Source organism: Nocardia amikacinitolerans (genome assembly GCF_900215415.1).
Lineage (GTDB): Bacteria > Actinomycetota > Actinomycetes > Mycobacteriales > Mycobacteriaceae > Nocardia > Nocardia amikacinitolerans.
Genome location: NZ_OBEG01000010.1, coordinates 91,784 through 109,992 on the forward strand (window position 1 = coordinate 91,784; position 18,209 = coordinate 109,992).

Annotated in this window: 16 protein-coding genes; 11 read left to right on the forward strand and 5 right to left on the reverse strand. The window is 69.2% G+C overall.

Annotation, left to right across the window (positions count from 1 at the left end; genetic code table 11):
• Nucleotides 1-61 precede the first annotated feature (61 nt).
• From CRP45_RS34860 to CRP45_RS32415, 7 genes are all read left to right on the forward strand, one after another.
• Nucleotides 62-871: an ornithine cyclodeaminase gene (locus CRP45_RS34860; RefSeq protein WP_245910662.1), complete on the forward strand. Its 810-nt coding sequence runs from the start codon at nt 62-64 to the stop codon at nt 869-871.
• Nucleotides 862-2,211 (forward strand): alanine racemase, encoded by a 1,350-nt coding sequence (locus CRP45_RS32390; RefSeq protein WP_245910663.1) that lies wholly within the window; start codon nt 862-864, stop codon nt 2,209-2,211. The genes CRP45_RS34860 and CRP45_RS32390 overlap by 10 nt, the downstream gene beginning before the upstream one ends.
• A complete protein-coding gene (locus tag CRP45_RS32395; RefSeq protein ID WP_097248422.1) occupies nt 2,208-3,278 on the forward strand; it encodes a PLP-dependent cysteine synthase family protein in 1,071 nt (356 codons plus the stop codon). Before CRP45_RS32390 ends, CRP45_RS32395 begins: the two co-directional genes overlap by 4 nt.
• Before the next feature lie 7 nt (nt 3,279-3,285).
• On the forward strand, nt 3,286-4,707 hold the full coding sequence (locus tag CRP45_RS32400; RefSeq protein ID WP_097248423.1) for an MATE family efflux transporter: 1,422 nt from the start codon (nt 3,286-3,288) through the stop codon (nt 4,705-4,707).
• 66 nt (nt 4,708-4,773) lie between these two features.
• A complete protein-coding gene (locus CRP45_RS32405; RefSeq protein WP_097248491.1) occupies nt 4,774-6,186 on the forward strand; it encodes an SPFH domain-containing protein in 1,413 nt (470 codons plus the stop codon).
• A 124-nt stretch (nt 6,187-6,310) separates the two neighbouring features.
• A complete protein-coding gene (locus tag CRP45_RS32410) occupies nt 6,311-7,306 on the forward strand; it encodes a zinc-binding dehydrogenase (RefSeq protein WP_097248492.1) in 996 nt (331 codons plus the stop codon).
• Between the two features lie 49 nt (nt 7,307-7,355).
• Complete coding sequence (locus CRP45_RS32415) at nt 7,356-7,799, forward strand: MarR family winged helix-turn-helix transcriptional regulator (RefSeq protein ID WP_067793176.1); 444 nt, start codon at nt 7,356-7,358, stop codon at nt 7,797-7,799.
• A 61-nt stretch (nt 7,800-7,860) separates the two neighbouring features.
• Here CRP45_RS32415 and CRP45_RS33575 read toward each other — a convergent pair whose 3' ends face one another.
• Complete coding sequence (locus tag CRP45_RS33575; RefSeq protein ID WP_143861601.1) at nt 7,861-8,073, reverse strand: hypothetical protein; 213 nt, start codon at nt 8,071-8,073, stop codon at nt 7,861-7,863.
• A 305-nt stretch (nt 8,074-8,378) separates the two neighbouring features.
• On the opposite strand from CRP45_RS33575, the gene coaE reads away from it, so the two are divergent.
• Complete coding sequence (gene coaE, locus CRP45_RS32420; protein ID WP_097248424.1) at nt 8,379-9,569, forward strand: dephospho-CoA kinase; 1,191 nt, start codon at nt 8,379-8,381, stop codon at nt 9,567-9,569.
• Nucleotides 9,570-9,947: 378 nt separating this feature from the next.
• Here coaE and CRP45_RS32425 read toward each other — a convergent pair whose 3' ends face one another.
• Entirely contained in the window at nt 9,948-10,472 is a 525-nt protein-coding gene (locus tag CRP45_RS32425) for a ribonuclease FAU-1 family protein (protein ID WP_067793173.1), read from the reverse strand.
• Between the two features lie 317 nt (nt 10,473-10,789).
• On the opposite strand from CRP45_RS32425, the gene uvrB reads away from it, so the two are divergent.
• A complete protein-coding gene (gene uvrB, locus CRP45_RS32430) occupies nt 10,790-12,955 on the forward strand; it encodes an excinuclease ABC subunit UvrB (RefSeq protein WP_097248425.1) in 2,166 nt (721 codons plus the stop codon).
• A gap of 24 nt (nt 12,956-12,979) precedes the next feature.
• Here the strand turns inward: uvrB and CRP45_RS32435 are convergent, their stop codons facing one another.
• On the reverse strand, nt 12,980-13,450 hold the full coding sequence (locus CRP45_RS32435; RefSeq protein WP_067793165.1) for a VOC family protein: 471 nt from the start codon (nt 13,448-13,450) through the stop codon (nt 12,980-12,982).
• A 70-nt stretch (nt 13,451-13,520) separates the two neighbouring features.
• Here CRP45_RS32435 and CRP45_RS32440 point away from each other — a divergent pair, with 70 nt between their 5' ends.
• Entirely contained in the window at nt 13,521-14,381 is an 861-nt protein-coding gene (locus tag CRP45_RS32440; RefSeq protein WP_097248426.1) for a helix-turn-helix domain-containing protein, read from the forward strand.
• A gap of 448 nt (nt 14,382-14,829) precedes the next feature.
• Entirely contained in the window at nt 14,830-15,282 is a 453-nt protein-coding gene (locus CRP45_RS32445) for a universal stress protein (RefSeq protein WP_067793162.1), read from the forward strand.
• Nucleotides 15,283-15,481: 199 nt separating this feature from the next.
• Here the strand turns inward: CRP45_RS32445 and CRP45_RS32450 are convergent, their stop codons facing one another.
• Both CRP45_RS32450 and CRP45_RS32455 read right to left on the reverse strand, forming a co-directional pair.
• A complete protein-coding gene (locus CRP45_RS32450) occupies nt 15,482-17,776 on the reverse strand; it encodes a HelD family protein (RefSeq protein WP_245910664.1) in 2,295 nt (764 codons plus the stop codon).
• A 78-nt stretch (nt 17,777-17,854) separates the two neighbouring features.
• Entirely contained in the window at nt 17,855-18,202 is a 348-nt protein-coding gene (locus tag CRP45_RS32455; protein ID WP_067793156.1) for an antibiotic biosynthesis monooxygenase family protein, read from the reverse strand.
• Between the last annotated feature and the right edge of the window lie 7 nt (nt 18,203-18,209).

Sequence of the window (18,209 nt, forward strand, 5' to 3'; positions counted from 1 at the left end):
CACTATCAGGTTTCTCGGTCAGCCTAGGGCGGGTTTCCCATTTTCTGCAAGTGACTACCAGGTGTGGCGGACGTCACGTCTCACCCCCGCCGAGGTCATCGAACTGGTGACCGACGGCTACCGCGCCTACGCCCGCGGCGAATCCAGCTGCCCGGTGAAGCTGATCACTCTCTACGACGACACGACCGGCCTTCCCTTCGCGTTGATGGACTGTCAGCGGATCGGCGCGGCGCGCACATGCGCGACCACCGCGATCATCGCCGCGCACTGCGCCAAGCCGGACGCCGCGAGCGTCCTGATGATCGGCACCGGTGTCCAGGGCCGGAATACCTTGCCCTACTTGCTTTCCGCGCTGCCCCAGCTGGAGCGGCTGCGGTTGTTCGGCACGCATCCCGACGGCATCGCCGAGAGCATCGCCACGCTGCGACGCTGGTTTCCGGACCGCGAGGTCGAACTCGTCGAGGACGTACCCGCCGCGGTCGCCGAGTCCGACATCGTGGTCGCCGCCTCGGGACGCGCCGCGCACCCGCAGGTCCGCACCGAATGGCTGAAGCCCGGCGGACTACTCGTTTCGGTGGCCAGCAAGGGCGTGGCCGGCGGCCCGCTGCGGGAGGCCGACTACGCCATCGCCACCAGTGCGGGCCAATTGGGTGTCACGGGAACGCGTTTGGCGGGTCCCGACGGAGTAGTGACCATCGACGCGGAACTGCCGGAGATCGTGGCGGGCCGCGCTCCCGGCCGCCGCTCGGACGACGACCGCGTCTTCGCGTTCTCCAGCGGCATGATCATCACCGACATCCCGGTGGCGCACGCGCTGGCCACCCGAGCGGTGGCGGCCGGTCGCGGACAGCGGGTGCGGCTGTGGTCGTGAACACCGCGCTGCCCGACGTCCCGTCGCTGCCCGCGCTGGAGCCGGACTGGCTGCGCCGCGTCCGTGCGGAGCCGGAGTTTCTGTTCGACATCCAGCACGCTGTCGGCGGTCCGTTCCACCTCGTGTATCCGGATCGATTCGCGGCCAACCTGAACGCGTTCCGCGACGTCCTGGCCGCGCGCGGCGTGGCGGGGCGGGTCTACTACGGCAAGAAGGCCAACAAGGCGGGGTGCTGGCTGGACACGGTGGCCGAGCTCGACGGGGCGGTCGACGTGGCCAGCGAACCCGAACTCGTGCACGCGCTCGCGCACGGGATACGCGGCCGCGACATCGGCGTCACCGGAGCCGCGAAAAGCACCGGGTTGCTGCGCCTCGCGGCCAGGCACGACTGCGTGGTGGCGATCGACGCGCTCGACGAGCTCGAGCGGCTCGCGGCGATCGCCGCCTCCGCAGGGCGGGTGCGGGTACTGCTGCGGCGGCTGCCGCCGAACACGCAGGACAGTCGTTTCGGGTTGTCCGAGGCCGACCTCGAGCACGCGATCGAGCGGTGCGCGCGACTGGCCTCGGTCGTCGAACTGATCGGATTCTCCTTCCACCTGGACGGATACGCCGTCGCACCGCGCGCCGAACTCGCCAACGCGCTGATCGGATCGTGCGCCACGGCCAAGGCGCGGGGGCTGCCGATCTCGGCGATCTCGATCGGCGGCGGTTTCGCGTGCAGCTATCTCGCCGAAGCGGACTGGGCGCGCTTCCTGGCCGAGCGGAACCCCGGCTGGTTCCACGCGGGCAAGACCTTCGACAAGTTCTATCCCTACCACCAAGGCCCGACCGGACCGGCCATGCTCGACGCCATCCTGGCCACCGAGTTCGACGGACGGACACTGGCGGAACGACTGCGGGACAACGAAATCGAGCTGCTTCTCGAACCGGGCCGTGCGCTGCTCATCGACGCAGGGTGCACCGTCTTCCCCGTGCTCGGCTACAAGCAGAACGCGGACTACGGGATCACCACGGTCCAGGGGCTGAGCATGAGCGTCTCCGAACAATGGAAGGGCAGCGAGTTCCTGCCCGACCCGATCTTGGTGCCGCGCAGCGCCGACCCGGCCGCGCGACCGGTCGCCTCCTGCGTCGGCGGCGCGAGCTGCATGGAGTACGACGTGCTCACCTGGCGGAAAGTGCCGATGGCGCAGCGACCGGAACACGGTGACCTGCTGCTGTATCCGAACACCGCCGGGTATCAGATGGACAAGAACGAGAGCGAGTTCCATCAGCTGCCACTGCCGCCGAAGGTCGTGGTGACCGAGGCGGCGGGCCGACTGCGCTGGCGGCTGGACCGATGACGACGCGACTGCCGCGACCACGGGAGAACGTGGTGCGCAACGCTTCCGAGCTGATCGGCGCGACACCGCTGCTCGAACTGGTCCGCACCGGCTCCGGGACGCGTCTGCTGCTCAAGCTCGAGGGGTTCAACCCGACCGGCTCGGCCAAGGTGCGCATGGCGCGGGAGATGGTGCTGCAAGCCGAACGGGAAGGACACCTGCGACCTGGCGGCCACATCGTCGAACCGACCTCGGGCAACACCGGAACGGGTCTGGCGCTGTTGGCGCTGGAACGCGGTTACACCTTCACCGCGGTCGTCGACGATCATGCCGCCGAGGACAAACTGCGCGCCATGAAAGCGATGGGAGCGCGGCTGGTCCGCGTGGCGGGCGACGATACCGGCGGCCCGAGCACGGTGGAACGCCGCCGGGTCGCGGCCGAGATCGCCGAGCGCGCAGGTGCTTTCCGTCCCGATCAACACAACAACCCGCACAACAACGCGGGCTACCGCGAACTGGCCTGCGAGTTGCTGTCCGATCTGCACACCGACGTGGACTACCTGGTCGGCGCGGTGGGCACGGGCGGATCGCTGTGCGGCACCGTCGACGAGCTGCGTAGGTTGGGGTCGGGGGTGGCCGCGATCGGGGTCGAGCCGGTCGGTTCGATCATCTTCGGCGGTGCGGGCGGGCCGTATTGGCAGACCGGCGCGGGTAGTCCGGCCGGGTTCCCGGTGGGCGGCAACGTGAAGTACGACGCCATCGACGAGAGTTGCCGGGTCGGCGACCGCGAGGCGTTCGCGACCGCGCGAGTCGTGGCGCGACGCACGGGAATTCTGGTCGGCGGCACCGCGGGCGCGGCGGTGTTCGCCGCGCTGGGCCGCCTCGTGCACCTGCCCGCGGGCGCCACCGTGGTGGTATTGGTGTGCGACGCGGGGGAGAAGTACCTGGACACCGTGTACGACGAGGAGTGGTTGGTGGCGCGCGGGCTCTACGACGAGGCAGCCCAGCGGCGCATCGGCCGACTCTTCGCGGCCTACGACGAATCGCTGCGGCTGGCGGAATTCGACAGCGCGCGCACGGGAAGCTGAGGCGACCATGTCCTTTCGTTTCGTGTCGCGCTTGGCGGACTACCGGGCGATCGTGGCGCTGGCCGCGCCGATCGCGGGCATCCAGCTGGCACAGGTCGCGCTGACCACCGTCGACCTGGCGATGATGGGGCTGCTCGGCGTCGCCGCGGTGGCGGCGGGTGGACTCGCGCTGCTGCTCTACAACCAGTGGCGCACCATGTGCGTCGGGATGGTCACCGGGGTGGGCAACATGATCGCCGCGGCCGTTGGTCGTGGTGAGAAGCGAACGGGCACGGCGGATCTCGACGAGACGGCGCGCGCCGAAATCCGCGGGTACGTGCGCGCCGCGCTGGCGGTCGCCACCGGCACGGCCGCGGCGGGCGCGGTGTCGCTGGTCGGCTTGGGTTACGCGCTGGCCTGGCTTGGCCAGGATCCCGTCGTGCTTGACCTGGCCAGGCCCATCATCTGGACGCTGGCTCCCGGTCTGATCCCGATGCTGTGGCTGAACGTGCTGCGGCAGTTCGCCGTCGGCATGCGGCGCGCCGGGTCGCTGCTGCGGGTCACGCTGGTCTCCATCGCGGTCAACGCGTTGCTGAACGCGCTGTTCCTGTTCGGCTGGTCCGGCCTGCCGAAGCTGGGACTTGCGGGCATCGGGCTGGCCACCACGCTGGTCCAGATATGGACCTGCGGCACGTATTTCGCGACCGTGCGGCGCGACCCCGCACTCGGGCAGCTGCTTTCGCTGCGCGCCTGGCGAGCCGACCGCGAGACGATGCGGCGGATCGTGCGGATGGGCACGCCCATCGCCCTGACCTACGGCGCGGAAGCCGCCGTCACCTCGATCGCCACGCTGCTCATGGGCGTCTTCGGGCCGGTGGCGCTCGCGGCGAACAATATCGTCAACCAGCTGGCCTACATCGTGTACCAGGTGAACATCGGTCTGTCCCAAGGATCTTCGATTCTGATCAGCCGTACCGTCGGCCGGGGCGAATGGGCACTGGTCGCCGGCATCGCGCGGCGCACGTTCGCGCTCGGCTTCGGATTCATGACCGTCGTCGGCCTCGGCTACGTGCTCTTCCCCGGCGCCGTGCTCGCGCCGTTCCTCGGCGGTGATCGCGACGACGCGGCGGTGGTCGCGGCGGCCTCGACACTGCTTTGGTTCGCCATCGTCCAGCAGTACTGCAAGGGTTCGCAGAACGTGTGCATCGGGCTGTTGCGCGGCATCGGCGAGACCAAGGCGGGGCTGCGCGACACCCTGGTCGGCTACTTCGCGCTCGGTGTGCCCGCGATGGCGGTGTGCGGGTTCGCGGTGGCCTGGCGCGGGCCCGGCGTCTGGCTCGGGCTGTGCGTCGGCTTCGGCGCCACCGCGGCGCTGGTCTGGCGCAGTTTTCTGCGGCGGGTCGGCGGGCTCGGCGAGCGAGCGCCGGAGGCGCTGTCCTCGGCGAGTTGAGCCCCACTCCGTGCGTCGAACGAAAAGTGTTGGGGGCGGGGGGATTCGCCGGTAGTGTGCGCGGCCATGGGGAGTAATCCGGGTAAGAACACCTATCTCGATCAGGTCGTCGCGCAGCAGGCGGCGCTGGAGGACGATCTGCGCACGCGCAAGCCCGCGGCCGTGGGGGCGCCCGCGCCGCAGGCGCCCGGCGCTCCGCTACAGCCGCGCAGCGCGCTGGCGAAGCGGGCCGACCGGGTCGGCCAGAGCGTTCAGGGGCAGGGCGCGGGACCGGTCGAGGTGCGGGTCACCGGCTTCTGGCGGTGGCGCACGGTGCTGGTGCCGCCCAACGCCTTCGTGGTGCACACCAGGCGCGGGCGCGCGGAACCGCTGCACATCGGGCTCGGTGTGTCGTTCCGATACAACCCGGCCACCGACTCCTATCTCGTGGTGCCGGGCGCGATGCAGACCATCCTGATCAACGCCTACTGCATCTGCCGGGAGCTGCAGGGCGTGCTGGTGCAGGGCTACGTGCAATGGATCATCGAGGATTTCGGCACCGCGTACCGCAAGCTCGACTTCTCCGACGCCGAAGATCCCATGCGGCTGGTCAACATCCAGCTGCGGGAGCAGGCCGAGGCCGCCATCAAGGACAAGGTGTCCACGATGGGCGTGCGCGACGTGCTCAGCGACAAGCAGCCCATCATCGAGGAGCTCACCGCCCGGTTGCGCGCGGTCGCCGAAGGTAGCGGCGAGGCGCAGACCGGCGGCGGTGATCGCGGCCTCGGACTGCGGATCGTCACCGTGCAGATCAAGGAGGCGGTGGTCAGTTCCTCGACGCTGTGGGAGAACCTGCAGAAGCCCTACCGCACCGAACAGAATCAGGTCGCGCGGCTGGCGGAACTCACCGCGCAGGAAGCGATCTCGGCCAGGGAGGCGGCCGCGCAGCGGTCGAGCGAGGAACGGCGCATCGAGAACGAGCGCGAACTCGCGCAGCTGCGCGACCGCAACGAGGCGGCGCGCTTCGACCGCGAGACCGCGGAGCGGATGCGGCGCACCACCCGCGAACACGACGACAAGCGCGCGGTCGCCGAACTCGCGCAGCAGACCGCGCTGCACGCCGTGCGGCTGGAACGCGAACAGCACGCCGAGCTGCTCGAGAACCTGCGCCTGCGCCAAGAGCTGCGCCGCGTGGAAGTGGACGGCGAGCTGGCGCTGACGACGGCGCGGCAGCGCGCCGAACACGAGGGCGAGCTGCTCGTGGTGCAGCGCGAGCGGGAACGCGTCACCACCGCCAACGCACAGAACGACGCCAACATCCAGGCCACCCTGGTCGCCAACCTGCCCGAGATCGTCGCCAAACTGCCCGCGCCCGCCGAACTGCGCTCGTACCAGATCGGCGGTGATCTGTCGGGGCTCGCGACGGTGGTCGCCCAGCTGAACGGCGTGATCGACGCGTGGTCGGCGCGCCGGGCGTCGGGCGATTCGCCAGGGGACTGACCTCCGTAGCCGCCGTGCCACCCGGTCCCGGGGTGACGCGACACACTGCCCATTTGATTGGGCACAATTGAATTGCGAGCTACTCTGGTCCGGTATCGCGAAACCACGAGCGAAGGAGGCGGACGTGCGAGCCGTTGTCATCGAAGAATTCGGGGAGCCGAAGGATGTGCTGGCCACGGCGGACCGGCCGCTGCCCGAGCCCGGTCCCGGCGAGGTGCGGATCGCGCTCGATCTCGCGCCGATCCACAATCACGACCTCGCGATCATCCGCGGCGTCTACGGGTACCGGCCGCCGCTGCCCGCGATCCCCGGCACCGAAGGCGTCGGACGGATCGACGCGGTCGGCGAGGGCGTGACCGACCGGTCTGTGGGTCAGCGGGTGGCGGTCTCCGGCGCGACCGAGGTGTGGGCCGAGTACTTCGTCGCCAAGGCGGCGCAGGCGCTGCCGGTGCCCGACTCGATCGACGACGAGACGGCCGCCCAGTTGCTCGCGATGCCGTTCAGCGCCGCGGTGCTGCTGGACGATCTGCGCGTGCGGCAGGGCGACTGGGTGGTGGTCAACGCCGCGAACGGCGCGGTGGGGCGGCTGCTGAACCTGCTGGCGCGACGCCGCGGCGTGCGCGTGCTGAATCTGGTGCGCGGCGAGGCGTCGGTGCGCGCTCTGCGCGAACTCGGCTACGAACCGGTCGTCGACACAGAGACCGACGGCTGGCTCGACCGAGCCGCCGCGGCCACCGAAGGAGCGCCGATCGTGCGCGCCGTGGATCAGGTGGGCGGTCCTGCGGGCGCCGACCTGCTCGAGTTGCTCGCGCCGAACGGTGAGCTGATCTCCTTCGGCGCGCTGTCCGGCAAGCCGTGGACGATCTCGCCGGGCACCCTCATCTTCAAACAGGCTGTGGTGAAAGGCTTCTGGGGCGCCCAGCGGGCGCAGGAGATCGGCGCCGCCGAGCGCGCCAGGGTGCTGCGCGAGCTGGTCGAGCTCGCCGCGAGCGGCGAACTGCGGCTGAGCATCGCGGCGGTGCACTCGCTCGAGCACGCGGCCGAGGCGGCTGCCGCCAGCGAACGCCCAGGTCGCAATGCGAAGATCGCACTTTCGCCAACGCCGGATCGCGCCGGGTGAATTGCAGGCCACTGAATCGGCTACTACCTTCGACAAAGAGGTGGTGACCATGACACAGACGAGCGAACTCCAGCTCGACAACCAGGTGTGCTTCGCGCTGTACGCCGCCTCGCGGGCGCTCACGCGGCTCTACCGGCCGATGCTGGACGACCTCGGGCTGACCTATCCGCAGTACCTGGTGATGTTGGTGCTGTGGGAGCGCGAAACCGTGACGGTGAAAGAGCTGGGCGAGGCGCTCGACCTCGACTCGGGCACCCTGTCGCCGCTGTTGAAACGGCTGGAGACCACGGGGCTGATCAGCAGGGTGCGCTCCGCGGAGGACGAACGCTCGGTGCTGGTTCGACCGACCGAGGCCGGTGCGGCGCTGCGCGAACGGGCCAGGGAGGTCCCGAGGAAGATCGCCGACGCCACCGGCCTCGACCGGGAGGGTCTCGCCCGCTTCCGCGCCGAGGTGCGCGAGTTCACCGCCGTCGTGGAGGGCGCCAAGCTCTGAGCCAGGCTCGGCGCACGCGAATGGCCCAGCCGAGCGGCTGGGCCACTGTCGTGGAACGAGTTCAGTTGGCGGTCGCCGGTACCCAGTAGGCCGTGGCCACGGTGGAGCGTTTTCGCATGGCCGCGAAGCTGTGCCGGGCCGGACTGATCAGTGCGGTGAACCAAGAGCGGCGGTGCTCGGCGAGCGCGGCCGCGACGGCGGGGATCTCGAGGCAGTGCACCCCGCCCGCCATGCCCAGGCGGTGGCGACCCGTCTGGTTGATTCTGGTGCCCAATGGTTTTCCTTTGCTTGCTGGTACTGGCCTGGATCGCCACGGCGAAGATTAGCGGAACGAAAGTGTGGAACACAGTATTTTGCGGAAGTAATTGCCTCGGCGTGTCGGAAAGTTGTCGGGCCGCGCGGCGGTTCCGACGTAAATGTTGCGAATCGGTCTCGGCCGCGTCACGGAACGGGCAATTGGCGCCGCCGTGAGTGAAATTGCCGGGGTGGGTGGGTAATCCGCTTGTTCGCGCGGTGTGCCCCCGTTGGGCCCCGCCGGGCGGTCGGCCGGTCGGGCACGGCGGATGCGAAACTGAACGAATGTTGCGGATCGGCCTCACCGGAGGCATGGGAGCTGGCAAGTCGACGGTGGCGCGGATCCTCGCCGAGTGTGGCGGGGTCATCGTCGATTCCGACCTGATCGCCAGGGAGGTCGTCGCGCCGGGCAGCGAGGGACTCGCGGCCTTGGTCGAGGCGTTCGGTCCCGGCATCCTCACAGCGGACGGCAGCCTGGATCGCCCGGCGCTCGCGGCCGTCGCGTTCGCCGACGACGCGGCAAGGGCAACCCTGAATTCCATTACTCATCCGCTGGTCGGAAAGCGCACCGCGGAATTGATTTCGGCGGCCCCGGCGGACGCCATTGTCGTCCAAGATATTCCGCTGTTGGTGGAAAATGGTTTGGCGCCGTTGATGAATCTGGTGTTGATCGTCGACGTCGACGCGGAAACTCGAATTCGTCGTCTCGCGGAATTCCGCGGCGTTACGGAAGCCGATGCGCGGGCCCGAATTTCGGCGCAGGCGACGGACGAACAGCGGCGCGCGGTGGCCGACGTCCTGCTGGACAACAGCGGCCCTGCGGGCGAGGTCGACGCCACGGTGCACCGGCTGTGGGAGGAGCGGCTGGTGCCGTTCGAGCGCAACCTGCGCACCGGGACGCCCGCGGCGAGAGGGGAGCTGCGGCTGGTCCCGCACGATCCGGAATGGGCCGCGCAGGCGCAGCGGCTGATCGCGCGACTGTGGGTGGCCTGCGGCGCGGCGGCCTCCCGCATCGATCACATCGGTTCCACGGCGGTGCCGGGTCTGCCCGCGAAAGACGTGCTGGATCTCCAGGTCACGGTGGCTGATCTGGCGGCGGCCGACGGGCTGCGCGACGCGCTCGGTGCGGCAGGGTTCCCGGTGAAAGCGCATGTCACGCACGACAATCCGAAGCCGACAGAGGGTGATCCGGAGGGGACCGACATCGCCCGCTGGGCCAAGCGGCTGCACGGCAACGCCGACCCTGGCCGCCTCGCCAACGTGCACATCCGGGTGGACGGGTCGCCGGGGCAGCGGTTCGCGCTTGCCTTCCGCGACTGGCTGCGCGCGGACGCGGCGGCGCGCGAGGAGTACCTCGCGGTGAAGCGCGAGGCGGCGGCCAAGGCGGCCGGGCTCGTCGGCGACGCCGCGTCGGAGGCGTATTACGCGGTGAAGGAACCGTGGTTCGACGCGGCCTATCGGCGGCTGCTCGGCTGACCGTTATCGCGCGAATCTCCCATTTCGGACTACTTCACCGGAAATTCTCCGGAAAGCCGGATGCTGTGCTCACGTGTGTCCTGGGGAGTGGCGGTCGTCATATCGGTGCGCACACTGATATCGATACCGCCGGGTAACCGGCACCGCCATTCTTCCGGCCGAATCACGACAGCCGACCGAACGGCCGTCCCAGAATTTCCGGTATTTCTCCTTCACGGGGTCGTTCTTCGTGGGCGCGGGGCTTCGGAAGCGGGTGAGCAAGCCCGTCGCAAACCGGTGCGGCTCAGCCGATGGAGGTCGTCGGGCGCGGTGCGGGCGAGTGCCCAGCGGGAATCGCTCCGCCGGGCGCTCGAGGTTTTTCGGTGGGATCGGCGGCGGTCAGAGCCAGGTCAGCTCGATGTCGCGGGTGGCGAGCCAGTCGTCGAGGGAATGTCCGTGCGCGGCGATGCCGTCGATCGCGGCGGTCGCGTGCTGGATGGCGGCCTCCGCCTCGGCCGCGCCGATCAGGCCCGCGGCGTGCGCGGCGAGCAGTTCGTCCACGTCGAGCAGGATCGTCTCGCGCTCGGAGCGCACCACGATGTCGAGGTAGTGGTCGACCGACCGCCACTTCTTCGGTTCGATCCTGGTGAACTCGCCGAGGTCGAGGTAGTAGTCCTGATCGCGCCGATGCGCCGGGTTGTAGTGGAAAACCGTTGCGCGCAGGCCCAGTTCGGGCAACAGCCAGGACTCCATGTAGTGGAACTGCGGATGGTCGGCGGTGCGTGCCATGTACAGGCCCCACGGTTCGACGCGATAGCGCTCGACCGGCCGCACGAACCCCTTGGGGTCCGTGTTGGTCAGGCTCGCGACATCGAAGTACTCGACCTTGGGTCGGTGCACGTTCACTGCTGGTGCCTGTGTCATGCAGTCAGAATCTACCGTCGCGGCCGTTCCGTCGAGTCCTGCGCTCGTGCGCGTGGCCGATGCTCGGGGTTCGGCACGCGGTCGCGGTCGGAGCAGGTGGCGGCAGGTAATTGAAAATTGAAATTACAGGATTTGCCAACCGATAACTGCGGTCGATATCCTGGACCGCGGCCCAGGCAAGAGTGTTCCGTTCGGTTTCCGCTCCGCCGGGAGTGGGGCCGAGCAGGAGGGGAGTTCGGCCCCACTCGAAGGCCCCGCGCGTGCGCCGGGTCACCGGGCCGCGAAATCTGTCGGTGCCTGCGCCTACGCTGGTTGTCATGGCTTTCGCTACCGAGATTCCCGCCGAAGGCGAGACCCCGCTCGCGCGTTCGGAGTTCCGTCCCGTCGGCGCCATCGAGCGCGCCGAGGGGCAGTTCCAGGTGATCAGCGAGCACCAGCCCGCGGGCGATCAGCCCGCGGCCATCGCGGAGCTGGAGCGCAGGATCAAGGCGGGCGAGCGCGACGTGGTCCTGCTCGGGGCCACCGGCACCGGCAAGTCGGCCACCACGGCGTGGCTCATCGAGAAGTTGCAGCGCCCGACCCTGGTGATGGCGCCGAACAAGACGCTCGCCGCCCAGCTGGCCAACGAGTTGCGCGAGATGCTCCCGCACAACGCGGTCGAGTACTTCGTCTCGTACTACGACTACTACCAACCCGAGGCGTACATCGCCCAGACCGACACCTACATCGAGAAGGACAGCTCGATCAACGACGACGTGGAGCGGCTGCGCCACTCGGCGACCTCGAGCCTGCTGTCCCGGCGCGATGTGGTGGTGGTCGCCTCGGTGTCGTGCATCTACGGCCTCGGCACGCCGCAGTCGTACCTGGACCGCTCGGTGCAGCTCGAGGTCGGCACCGAGGTCGACCGGGACGCGCTGCTCCGGCTGCTCGTCGACGTGCAGTACACCCGCAACGACCTGTCCTTCACCCGCGGCTCGTTCCGGGTCCGTGGCGACACCGTCGAGATCATCCCGTCCTATGAGGAACTCGCGGTGCGCATCGAGTTCTTCGGCGACGAGATCGAGGCGCTGTATTACCTGCACCCGCTGACCGGCGACGTGGTGCGCAAGGTGGACACGCTGCGCATCTTCCCGGCGACCCACTACGTGGCGGGCCCGGAGCGCATGGAGCGCGCGACCCGCGACATCGAGCAGGAGCTCGAGGAGCGGCTCGCCGAGTTCGAGCGCCAGGGCAAGCTGCTGGAGGCGCAGCGCTTGCGCATGCGCACCCAGTACGACCTGGAGATGATCCGGCAGGTCGGGTTCTGCTCCGGCATCGAGAACTACTCGCGCCACATCGACGGCCGCGCGGCCGGGTCGGCGCCCGCGACGCTGCTCGACTACTTCCCCGAGGACTTTTTGCTCGTCATCGACGAGTCGCACGTCACCGTGCCGCAGATCGGCGGCATGTACGAGGGCGACATGTCGCGCAAGCGGAATCTGGTCGAGTACGGCTTCCGGCTGCCGTCCGCGGTCGACAACCGCCCGCTCACCTGGGAGGAGTTCGCCGATCGCATCGGACAGACGGTGTACCTGTCCGCGACGCCTGGCCCATACGAGCTGGGGCAGGCGGGCGGCGAGGTTGTCGAGCAGGTCATCCGCCCGACCGGCCTGGTCGACCCGAAGGTGGTGGTGAAGCCGACCAAGGGGCAGATCGACGACCTGCTGCACGAGATCCGGCAGCGCACCGAGCGGGACGAGCGGGTGCTTGTCACCACGCTCACCAAGAAGATGGCCGAGGATCTCACCGACTACCTGCTCGGGCTCGGCGTCCGGGTGCGCTATTTGCACTCGGAGATCGACACGTTGCGCCGCGTCGAGTTGCTGCGCCAGCTGCGCCTCGGCGAGTACGACGTGCTCGTCGGCATCAACCTGCTGCGCGAGGGTCTCGACCTGCCGGAGGTCTCGCTGGTCGCCATCCTGGACGCCGACAAGGAGGGCTTCCTGCGCAGCAGCACCAGCCTCATCCAGACCATCGGCCGCGCGGCCCGCAACGTCTCCGGTGAGGTGCACATGTACGCCGACAAGGTCACCGACTCCATGCGCCACGCGATCGAGGAGACCGAGCGGCGCAGGGCCAAGCAGATCGCCTACAACGAGCAGATGGGCATCGACCCGAAGCCGTTGCGCAAGAAGATCGCCGACATCCTGGACCAGGTGTACCGGGAGGCCGACGAGGTCGAGGTCGGCGGCTCGGGTCGCAACGCCAGCCGCGGCAGGCGTGCCCAAGGCGAACCAGGGCGTGCGGTCAGCGCGGGCGTCATCGAGGGCCGCGACATCAAGTCGATGCCGCGTGCCGAACTGGCCGACCTGGTCACCGAGCTCACCGCGCAGATGATGAACGCCGCCCGCGAGCTGCAGTTCGAGCTCGCGGGCAGGCTGCGCGACGAGATCGCCGACCTGAAGAAGGAGCTGCGCGGCATGGACGCCGCCGGACTGAGCTGAGTCGCGATGGCGTCCGCCGTGGCGTCAGCTCTGCGACGCCATCCACTCGTCGACCCGGCGCTGGGCCTCCTCGCGCGAGATGTCCTCGACGCGAGTCATCACCGCCCAGCGGTGACCGAACGGGTCGATCACGACGCCGAAGCGGTCGCCGCTGACGAAGGTCTGCGGCTCCTCGGCGCTGCGCGCGCCGTGCTCGATCGCGCGCTGGATGACGGCGTCCACGTCGGGGCAGTAGTGCACGATCGAGGTGTGCACCCATTCGCCGTTGGGTGCCTGAACGCCGTTGGCGGGTATCGGCATACCGAGCTGCAGCGTCGAATCGCCGATCTCGAGTTCGGCGTGCGCCGGCTGTCCGTCGGGCAGATCGCTGCGGCTGACCACCTTCGCGCCGAAGACGGCGGAGTAGAACTCGATGGCCTTGTTCGCGTCGGCGACCGCGAGGAAGCAGGTGATGGAGTGGTAGCCGGAGGGGATGGGATTCACCGATGTCGTCATGACTTCGACTCTGGCAGGGCGGGTGCGTCCGATCTTGTAAGAAAGCGACAACCTCAGGAGAGAAGGCGCGATGGTCACTGAGGGACGGACCCCGGCGGGCAGTGAGAAGGGAATATTGCACCCGAGGGAGCAGTCCCGGTACCGGAGCTTGACCCGGCTGCCCGCGGGTCCGGGGGTGAACGAGTTCGTGGAGTGGCATTGGGTGGTGCGCTGGGATCTGCGCGACCGGCCTCCCTATGTCTCGGAGGTGCTGCCGTTCCCGTGCGTGAACGTCACGTTCGAACAGTCCGCGCAGCGCACCGGCGGCTTCGTCACCGGCGTGTGCACCACCAAATTCACCCGTGAGCTCTCCGGGCTCGGGATGACCTTCGGGGCGCGGTTCCGTGCGGGCGGGTTCGGCGCCGTCACCGGATTGGACGTCGGGTCGCTCCGAGACCGATCGTTGCCGCTCACCGACGTGTTCCCGGACGCGGCCGGGCTCGCCGAACGGGTGCTGGCCGCCGCCTCCGACGAGGACCGCCGCGCGCTGGTCGAGGAGTTTCTCGCGCCGCGCGCGGGCGGCCACGACCCGACGTTCGTGCTGGTCACGCGGATCGTGCACGATATGGAGCACGACCGTTCGCTCACTCGGGTGGACCAGGTCACCGACCGATTCGGCGTCCCAGTCCGCACCCTGCAGCGGATGTTCCGGCGCTACGTCGGTGCGGGGCCGAAGTGGGTGCTGCGCCGCTACCGGTTGCAGGACGGCGCGGAACTCCTCGCCAATGGGCGGCACGCGGATTTGGCCGCCCTGGCCGTCGAACTCGGCTATTTCGATCAGGCGCATTTCTCCCGCGAGTTCGCCGCAGAGGTCGGAATGGCGCCGTTGGAGTACGCGCGGCATTCGCGCGCGGCGTCCGATTTGGTCGCGGCTGCCCAGTCGGCCGGGTGAATCGCGATGACGCGCTCGCTATTCGGAAGGCGCGGAGCCGCAATCGGATATCCGCTCGGCGCCGGTGACCCGAGGGACCGGCCGCAACGCAACTGGCCAGGGCTCAGCAGGGCCGTAGCGGAGCGCCCGGTACCGCGTCACAGTGTGGCGGCGCCCCGGGGGGCAGTATTCTGTGATGAATATCCCAGGCCCGCAAGAACGTTCATTGCGGTTGTGATTTATCACAGGATTACCCACGAGAATTTGAGTCCACGCAGGTCGCCAAGGCCCCACCGCATTCGATGACCGAACGCCGGGGCGAAAAGCCCGACATGGGCGAGTGTGATGTGTTGCGATTTCTGCTGTTTCCGCCCGGAGAGCGGCTATGGTCGAGCGCAGTCGCCGCGCCGGTGCCCGACTTGCCGGGACGCTGGACGCAGGCACCCGACCCGCACAGTTGGAGGAACAGATGACCGCCTACCGGACCATTGTCGTAGGTACCGATGGATCGGAGTCGTCGTACAAGGCCGTCGAGAAGGCCGCGGCACTGGCCGGCGATGCCGGTTCCACCCTGATCGTGGCCTGCGCCTACTATCCGACCGACGACCGTGACGTCGCCGCCGCGGCGGATGTGCTCAAGGACGAGGCCTACCAGGTGCGCGGCTCCGCCCCCACCAACGAGATCCTGCGCACCGCCAGGGACAAGGCGTCGGCCGCGGGCGCCAAGGAGATCGTCGAGCGCGCCATCGTCGGTGAGCCGGTGGAGTCGCTGCTCAACCTGCTCAAGGAGACCCAGGCCGATCTGCTGGTCGTCGGTAACCGCGGCCTGAACACCCTGGCCGGCCGCCTGCTCGGCTCGGTGCCCTCGGATGTGGCGCGCAAGTCTCGCACGGACGTGCTCATCGTGCACACCGTCCGGTAGGCGTACCGCCCGCCTTCGTTCCGGCCCCGCGCGGGCTGCGGACGGACTTCGTCCGACGCGCGCCCGAGACCCCTTTGAAAGCTCCGTATCGCCCGTTCGGTGCGATGCGGAGCTTTCCTGCGTTCGGCGGTCGCTCGGAAGCGTGGTCACCACGGCGGGGCCGGCGGTCGCCGCCCGCGAAGCGGACGACGACCCGCGATCAACCCAACGCCGCCAGCACCTCCGGCAGATCCTCGCTGTGCACCACCGTGAGCCGCTGGGTGGCGCGGGTCAGCGCCACGTACAGGTCGTTCATCCCGCGCGGCGATTCCGCGAGAATCCGCGCGGGCTCGACAAGGAACACCGCGTCGAACTCCAGACCCTTGACGTCGTGCACCGTCAGCACTCGCACCGACTCCCCGGCCAGGTCGGCCAGCTCCGCGACCAGCGGGTGCGGCGCGATCACCGCGGTGGTGCCGGGCCCCTGCTCGGCGGCCACCAATCGACCTACCGCGCTGGACAATTCGGCCACCTCGACCCGGTGCGCTACCGGCGGATTCCCGGTCTCGCGGACCGAACGCGGCGCTTTGGCATCCGGGTCGATCACCGCGAGCACATCGGCGGCCACCGCCATGATCTCGGCGGGGGTGCGGTAGTTCACCGTCAGCTCGGTGCGCTTCCACCGTTGCGCCACATAGGGTTCCAGCATCCGCTGCCAGGACGAGGCGCCCGCCGGATCGCCGGTCTGCGCCACGTCGCCGACCACGGTGACCCAGCGGTTCGGGATGCGCCGCATCACCATTCGCCACGCCATCTCCGAGAGCTCCTGCGCCTCGTCGACGATGACGTGCCCGTAGGTCCATGTGCGATCGCCCGCCGCGCGTTCGGCGGTGGTCTGCCTGGCGCGCACGTCTTGGCGCTCGGCCAGCTGGCTCGCGTCGATCAGGTCGTAGGCCATCAGGATCTCGGGGTCGAGCTCGTCCTCCAGATCCTGCGGCGCCGAGCCGGTCAGGATGTCCAGCGCGTCCTGCGCCTCGGCCAGCTGCGCGCGCCAGCGGCGGCGGGCCCGCTCGCGCTCCTCGGTGTCGTCCACGCCGAGCAGTTCGGCGAGTTCGTCGAGCAGCGGCGCGTCGGCGGCGCTGAACTCGCCGTCGTCGGGGCGGACCAGTTCCGCGCGGTCCTCGGAGCTCAGGCTCGCCGCCGCGCGGTCCAGCCGCGCCGGGTCGGCGAGCAGGTCGGCCAGTACTTCCTGCGGTGACAGGATCGGCCAGAGCCGCCCGATGGCCGCCTGCACACCGGGATCGGACTTCATCTCGTCGCGGATCTCGGCGAGATCGGTGCGACTGAGCAGACTCGGGCCGCCGGAGAGATCGGCGCCCATGGTCTGGGCCAGCTGATCGGTCAGCGCGTCGATCACCGAGCTCGCGAAGATCGGCCTTGCCAGGTTGTGCGGGCGGCGCGAGGACCTGGCCCGGCCGCGCGCCTTGGTCGCGATCTTCTTGTCCAGCGTCACCGGGTAGCCGTCGAAGCTCAGCCGGATCGGTTCGGCGGGAACCTCCTGCCGGTCGCGGACCGCCTGCTTGAGTACCTCGAGAATGCTCAGCGCGCCCTTGATCTGGCCGGCGCGCAGCGAATCCTCGCGGGTCGCCTTCACGCCGGGGTAGAGGTCGCCGATGGTGGACAGCAGCACGCCGGTCTCACCGAGCGAGGGCAGCACCTGGCCGATGTAGTCGAGGAAGGTCGCGTTCGGTCCGATGATCAGCACGCCGCTCTTGGCCAGCTGCTGGCGATAGGTGTAGAGCAGGTAGGCCGCGCGGTGCAGCGCGACCGCGGTCTTGCCGGTGCCAGGGCCGCCCTGCACCACGAGCACGCTCTTGTGCTCGGAGCGGATGATCGCGTCCTGCTCGCTCTGGATGGTCTCGACGATGTCGTTCATGTGGCCCGTCCGGGCCGCGTTGAGCGCCGCGAGCAGCGCGCTCTCGCTGCCGACGCCGCCGTCGGACTCGATCGTGCCCGCCTGCTCGGCGGCCGCGAGGTCCAGGTATTCGTCGTTGACCGCGGTGACTCGCCGGTTGCGGGTGCGGATGTGGCGGCGCCGGGTCACGCCGTCCGGTGTCGCGGTGGTCGCCAGGTAGAACGGGCGGGCCAGCGGTGCGCGCCAGTCGAGCAGCAGGGTGGCGTAGTCGTCCTTCTCGTCCAGGATGCCGAGGCGGCCGATGTAGCGCGGCTCGTCGCCGTTCAGGTCGATGCGGCCGAAACACAGGCCGTGCTCGGCGGCGTCGTACTTGGCCAGATCCTCGGAGTACAGCTGGGTGAACGACTCGCGCTCGCTGCGCGCCTGCGGGGTGCCCCCGGTCTCCAGCAGCACGGTGCGCAGCCGGTTCTTGGCGTATTCGCGCATCCCGTCGAGCCGCTCGTAGAGCACCGAGAGGTACGCCTGTTCCTTGTCGATTTCGCGGGGCCGCTCAACCGCACCGTCGGTGACGGCACGGTCGTGGGCGAGGCGGTCGGGCAAACTGGACTCCTTGTCACCGCGAAGGGGCGAACGCGCGCGCCGATCCCGCGCGCACGTCGGAAAACAGAGTTGTCGAGTCTACTGCGAGTTCGGTGCGCTCGCCGTAACCGCAGGTGGGGCCGCCGAAATCGGCTCCGCGCACACCGGCTCGAAGTGTTGGACCACCGGGAACGGTTCGTAGAAGTGGTGCAGCAGCGCCTTCCAGCGCTGGTACTCCGGCGACCGCCGGAATCCGTCGACGTGGTCGCTCAGCCGCTCCCACTCCACCAGCAGCAGATAGGTGCCCGGCGCCTCGACGCAGCGTGCGAGCGACAGCGAGCGGAAGCCGGGCATGCCGGCGATGATCGGCCGCGCCTCGGCGAAGGCGGCTTCGAAGGCGGCGGTCAGTTCCGGCCGGACCGGCAGCAGGGCGTGTTCGACGATCATGCGGTGA

Coding starts and splice junctions, on each gene's coding strand:
- CRP45_RS32435 (WP_067793165.1), bottom strand. CDS start 13,450: ATGACGACATCGGTGAATCCCATCCCCTCCGGCTACCACTCCATCACC.
- CRP45_RS32425 (WP_067793173.1), bottom strand. CDS start 10,472: ATGACACAGGCACCAGCAGTGAACGTGCACCGACCCAAGGTCGAGTAC.
- CRP45_RS32440 (WP_097248426.1), top strand. CDS start 13,521: ATGGTCACTGAGGGACGGACCCCGGCGGGCAGTGAGAAGGGAATATTG.
- uvrB (WP_097248425.1), top strand. CDS start 10,790: ATGGCTTTCGCTACCGAGATTCCCGCCGAAGGCGAGACCCCGCTCGCG.
- coaE (WP_097248424.1), top strand. CDS start 8,379: ATGTTGCGGATCGGCCTCACCGGAGGCATGGGAGCTGGCAAGTCGACG.
- CRP45_RS32395 (WP_097248422.1), top strand. CDS start 2,208: ATGACGACGCGACTGCCGCGACCACGGGAGAACGTGGTGCGCAACGCT.
- CRP45_RS32400 (WP_097248423.1), top strand. CDS start 3,286: ATGTCCTTTCGTTTCGTGTCGCGCTTGGCGGACTACCGGGCGATCGTG.
- CRP45_RS32445 (WP_067793162.1), top strand. CDS start 14,830: ATGACCGCCTACCGGACCATTGTCGTAGGTACCGATGGATCGGAGTCG.
- CRP45_RS32415 (WP_067793176.1), top strand. CDS start 7,356: ATGACACAGACGAGCGAACTCCAGCTCGACAACCAGGTGTGCTTCGCG.
- CRP45_RS32455 (WP_067793156.1), bottom strand. CDS start 18,202: ATGATCGTCGAACACGCCCTGCTGCCGGTCCGGCCGGAACTGACCGCC.
- CRP45_RS32405 (WP_097248491.1), top strand. CDS start 4,774: ATGGGGAGTAATCCGGGTAAGAACACCTATCTCGATCAGGTCGTCGCG.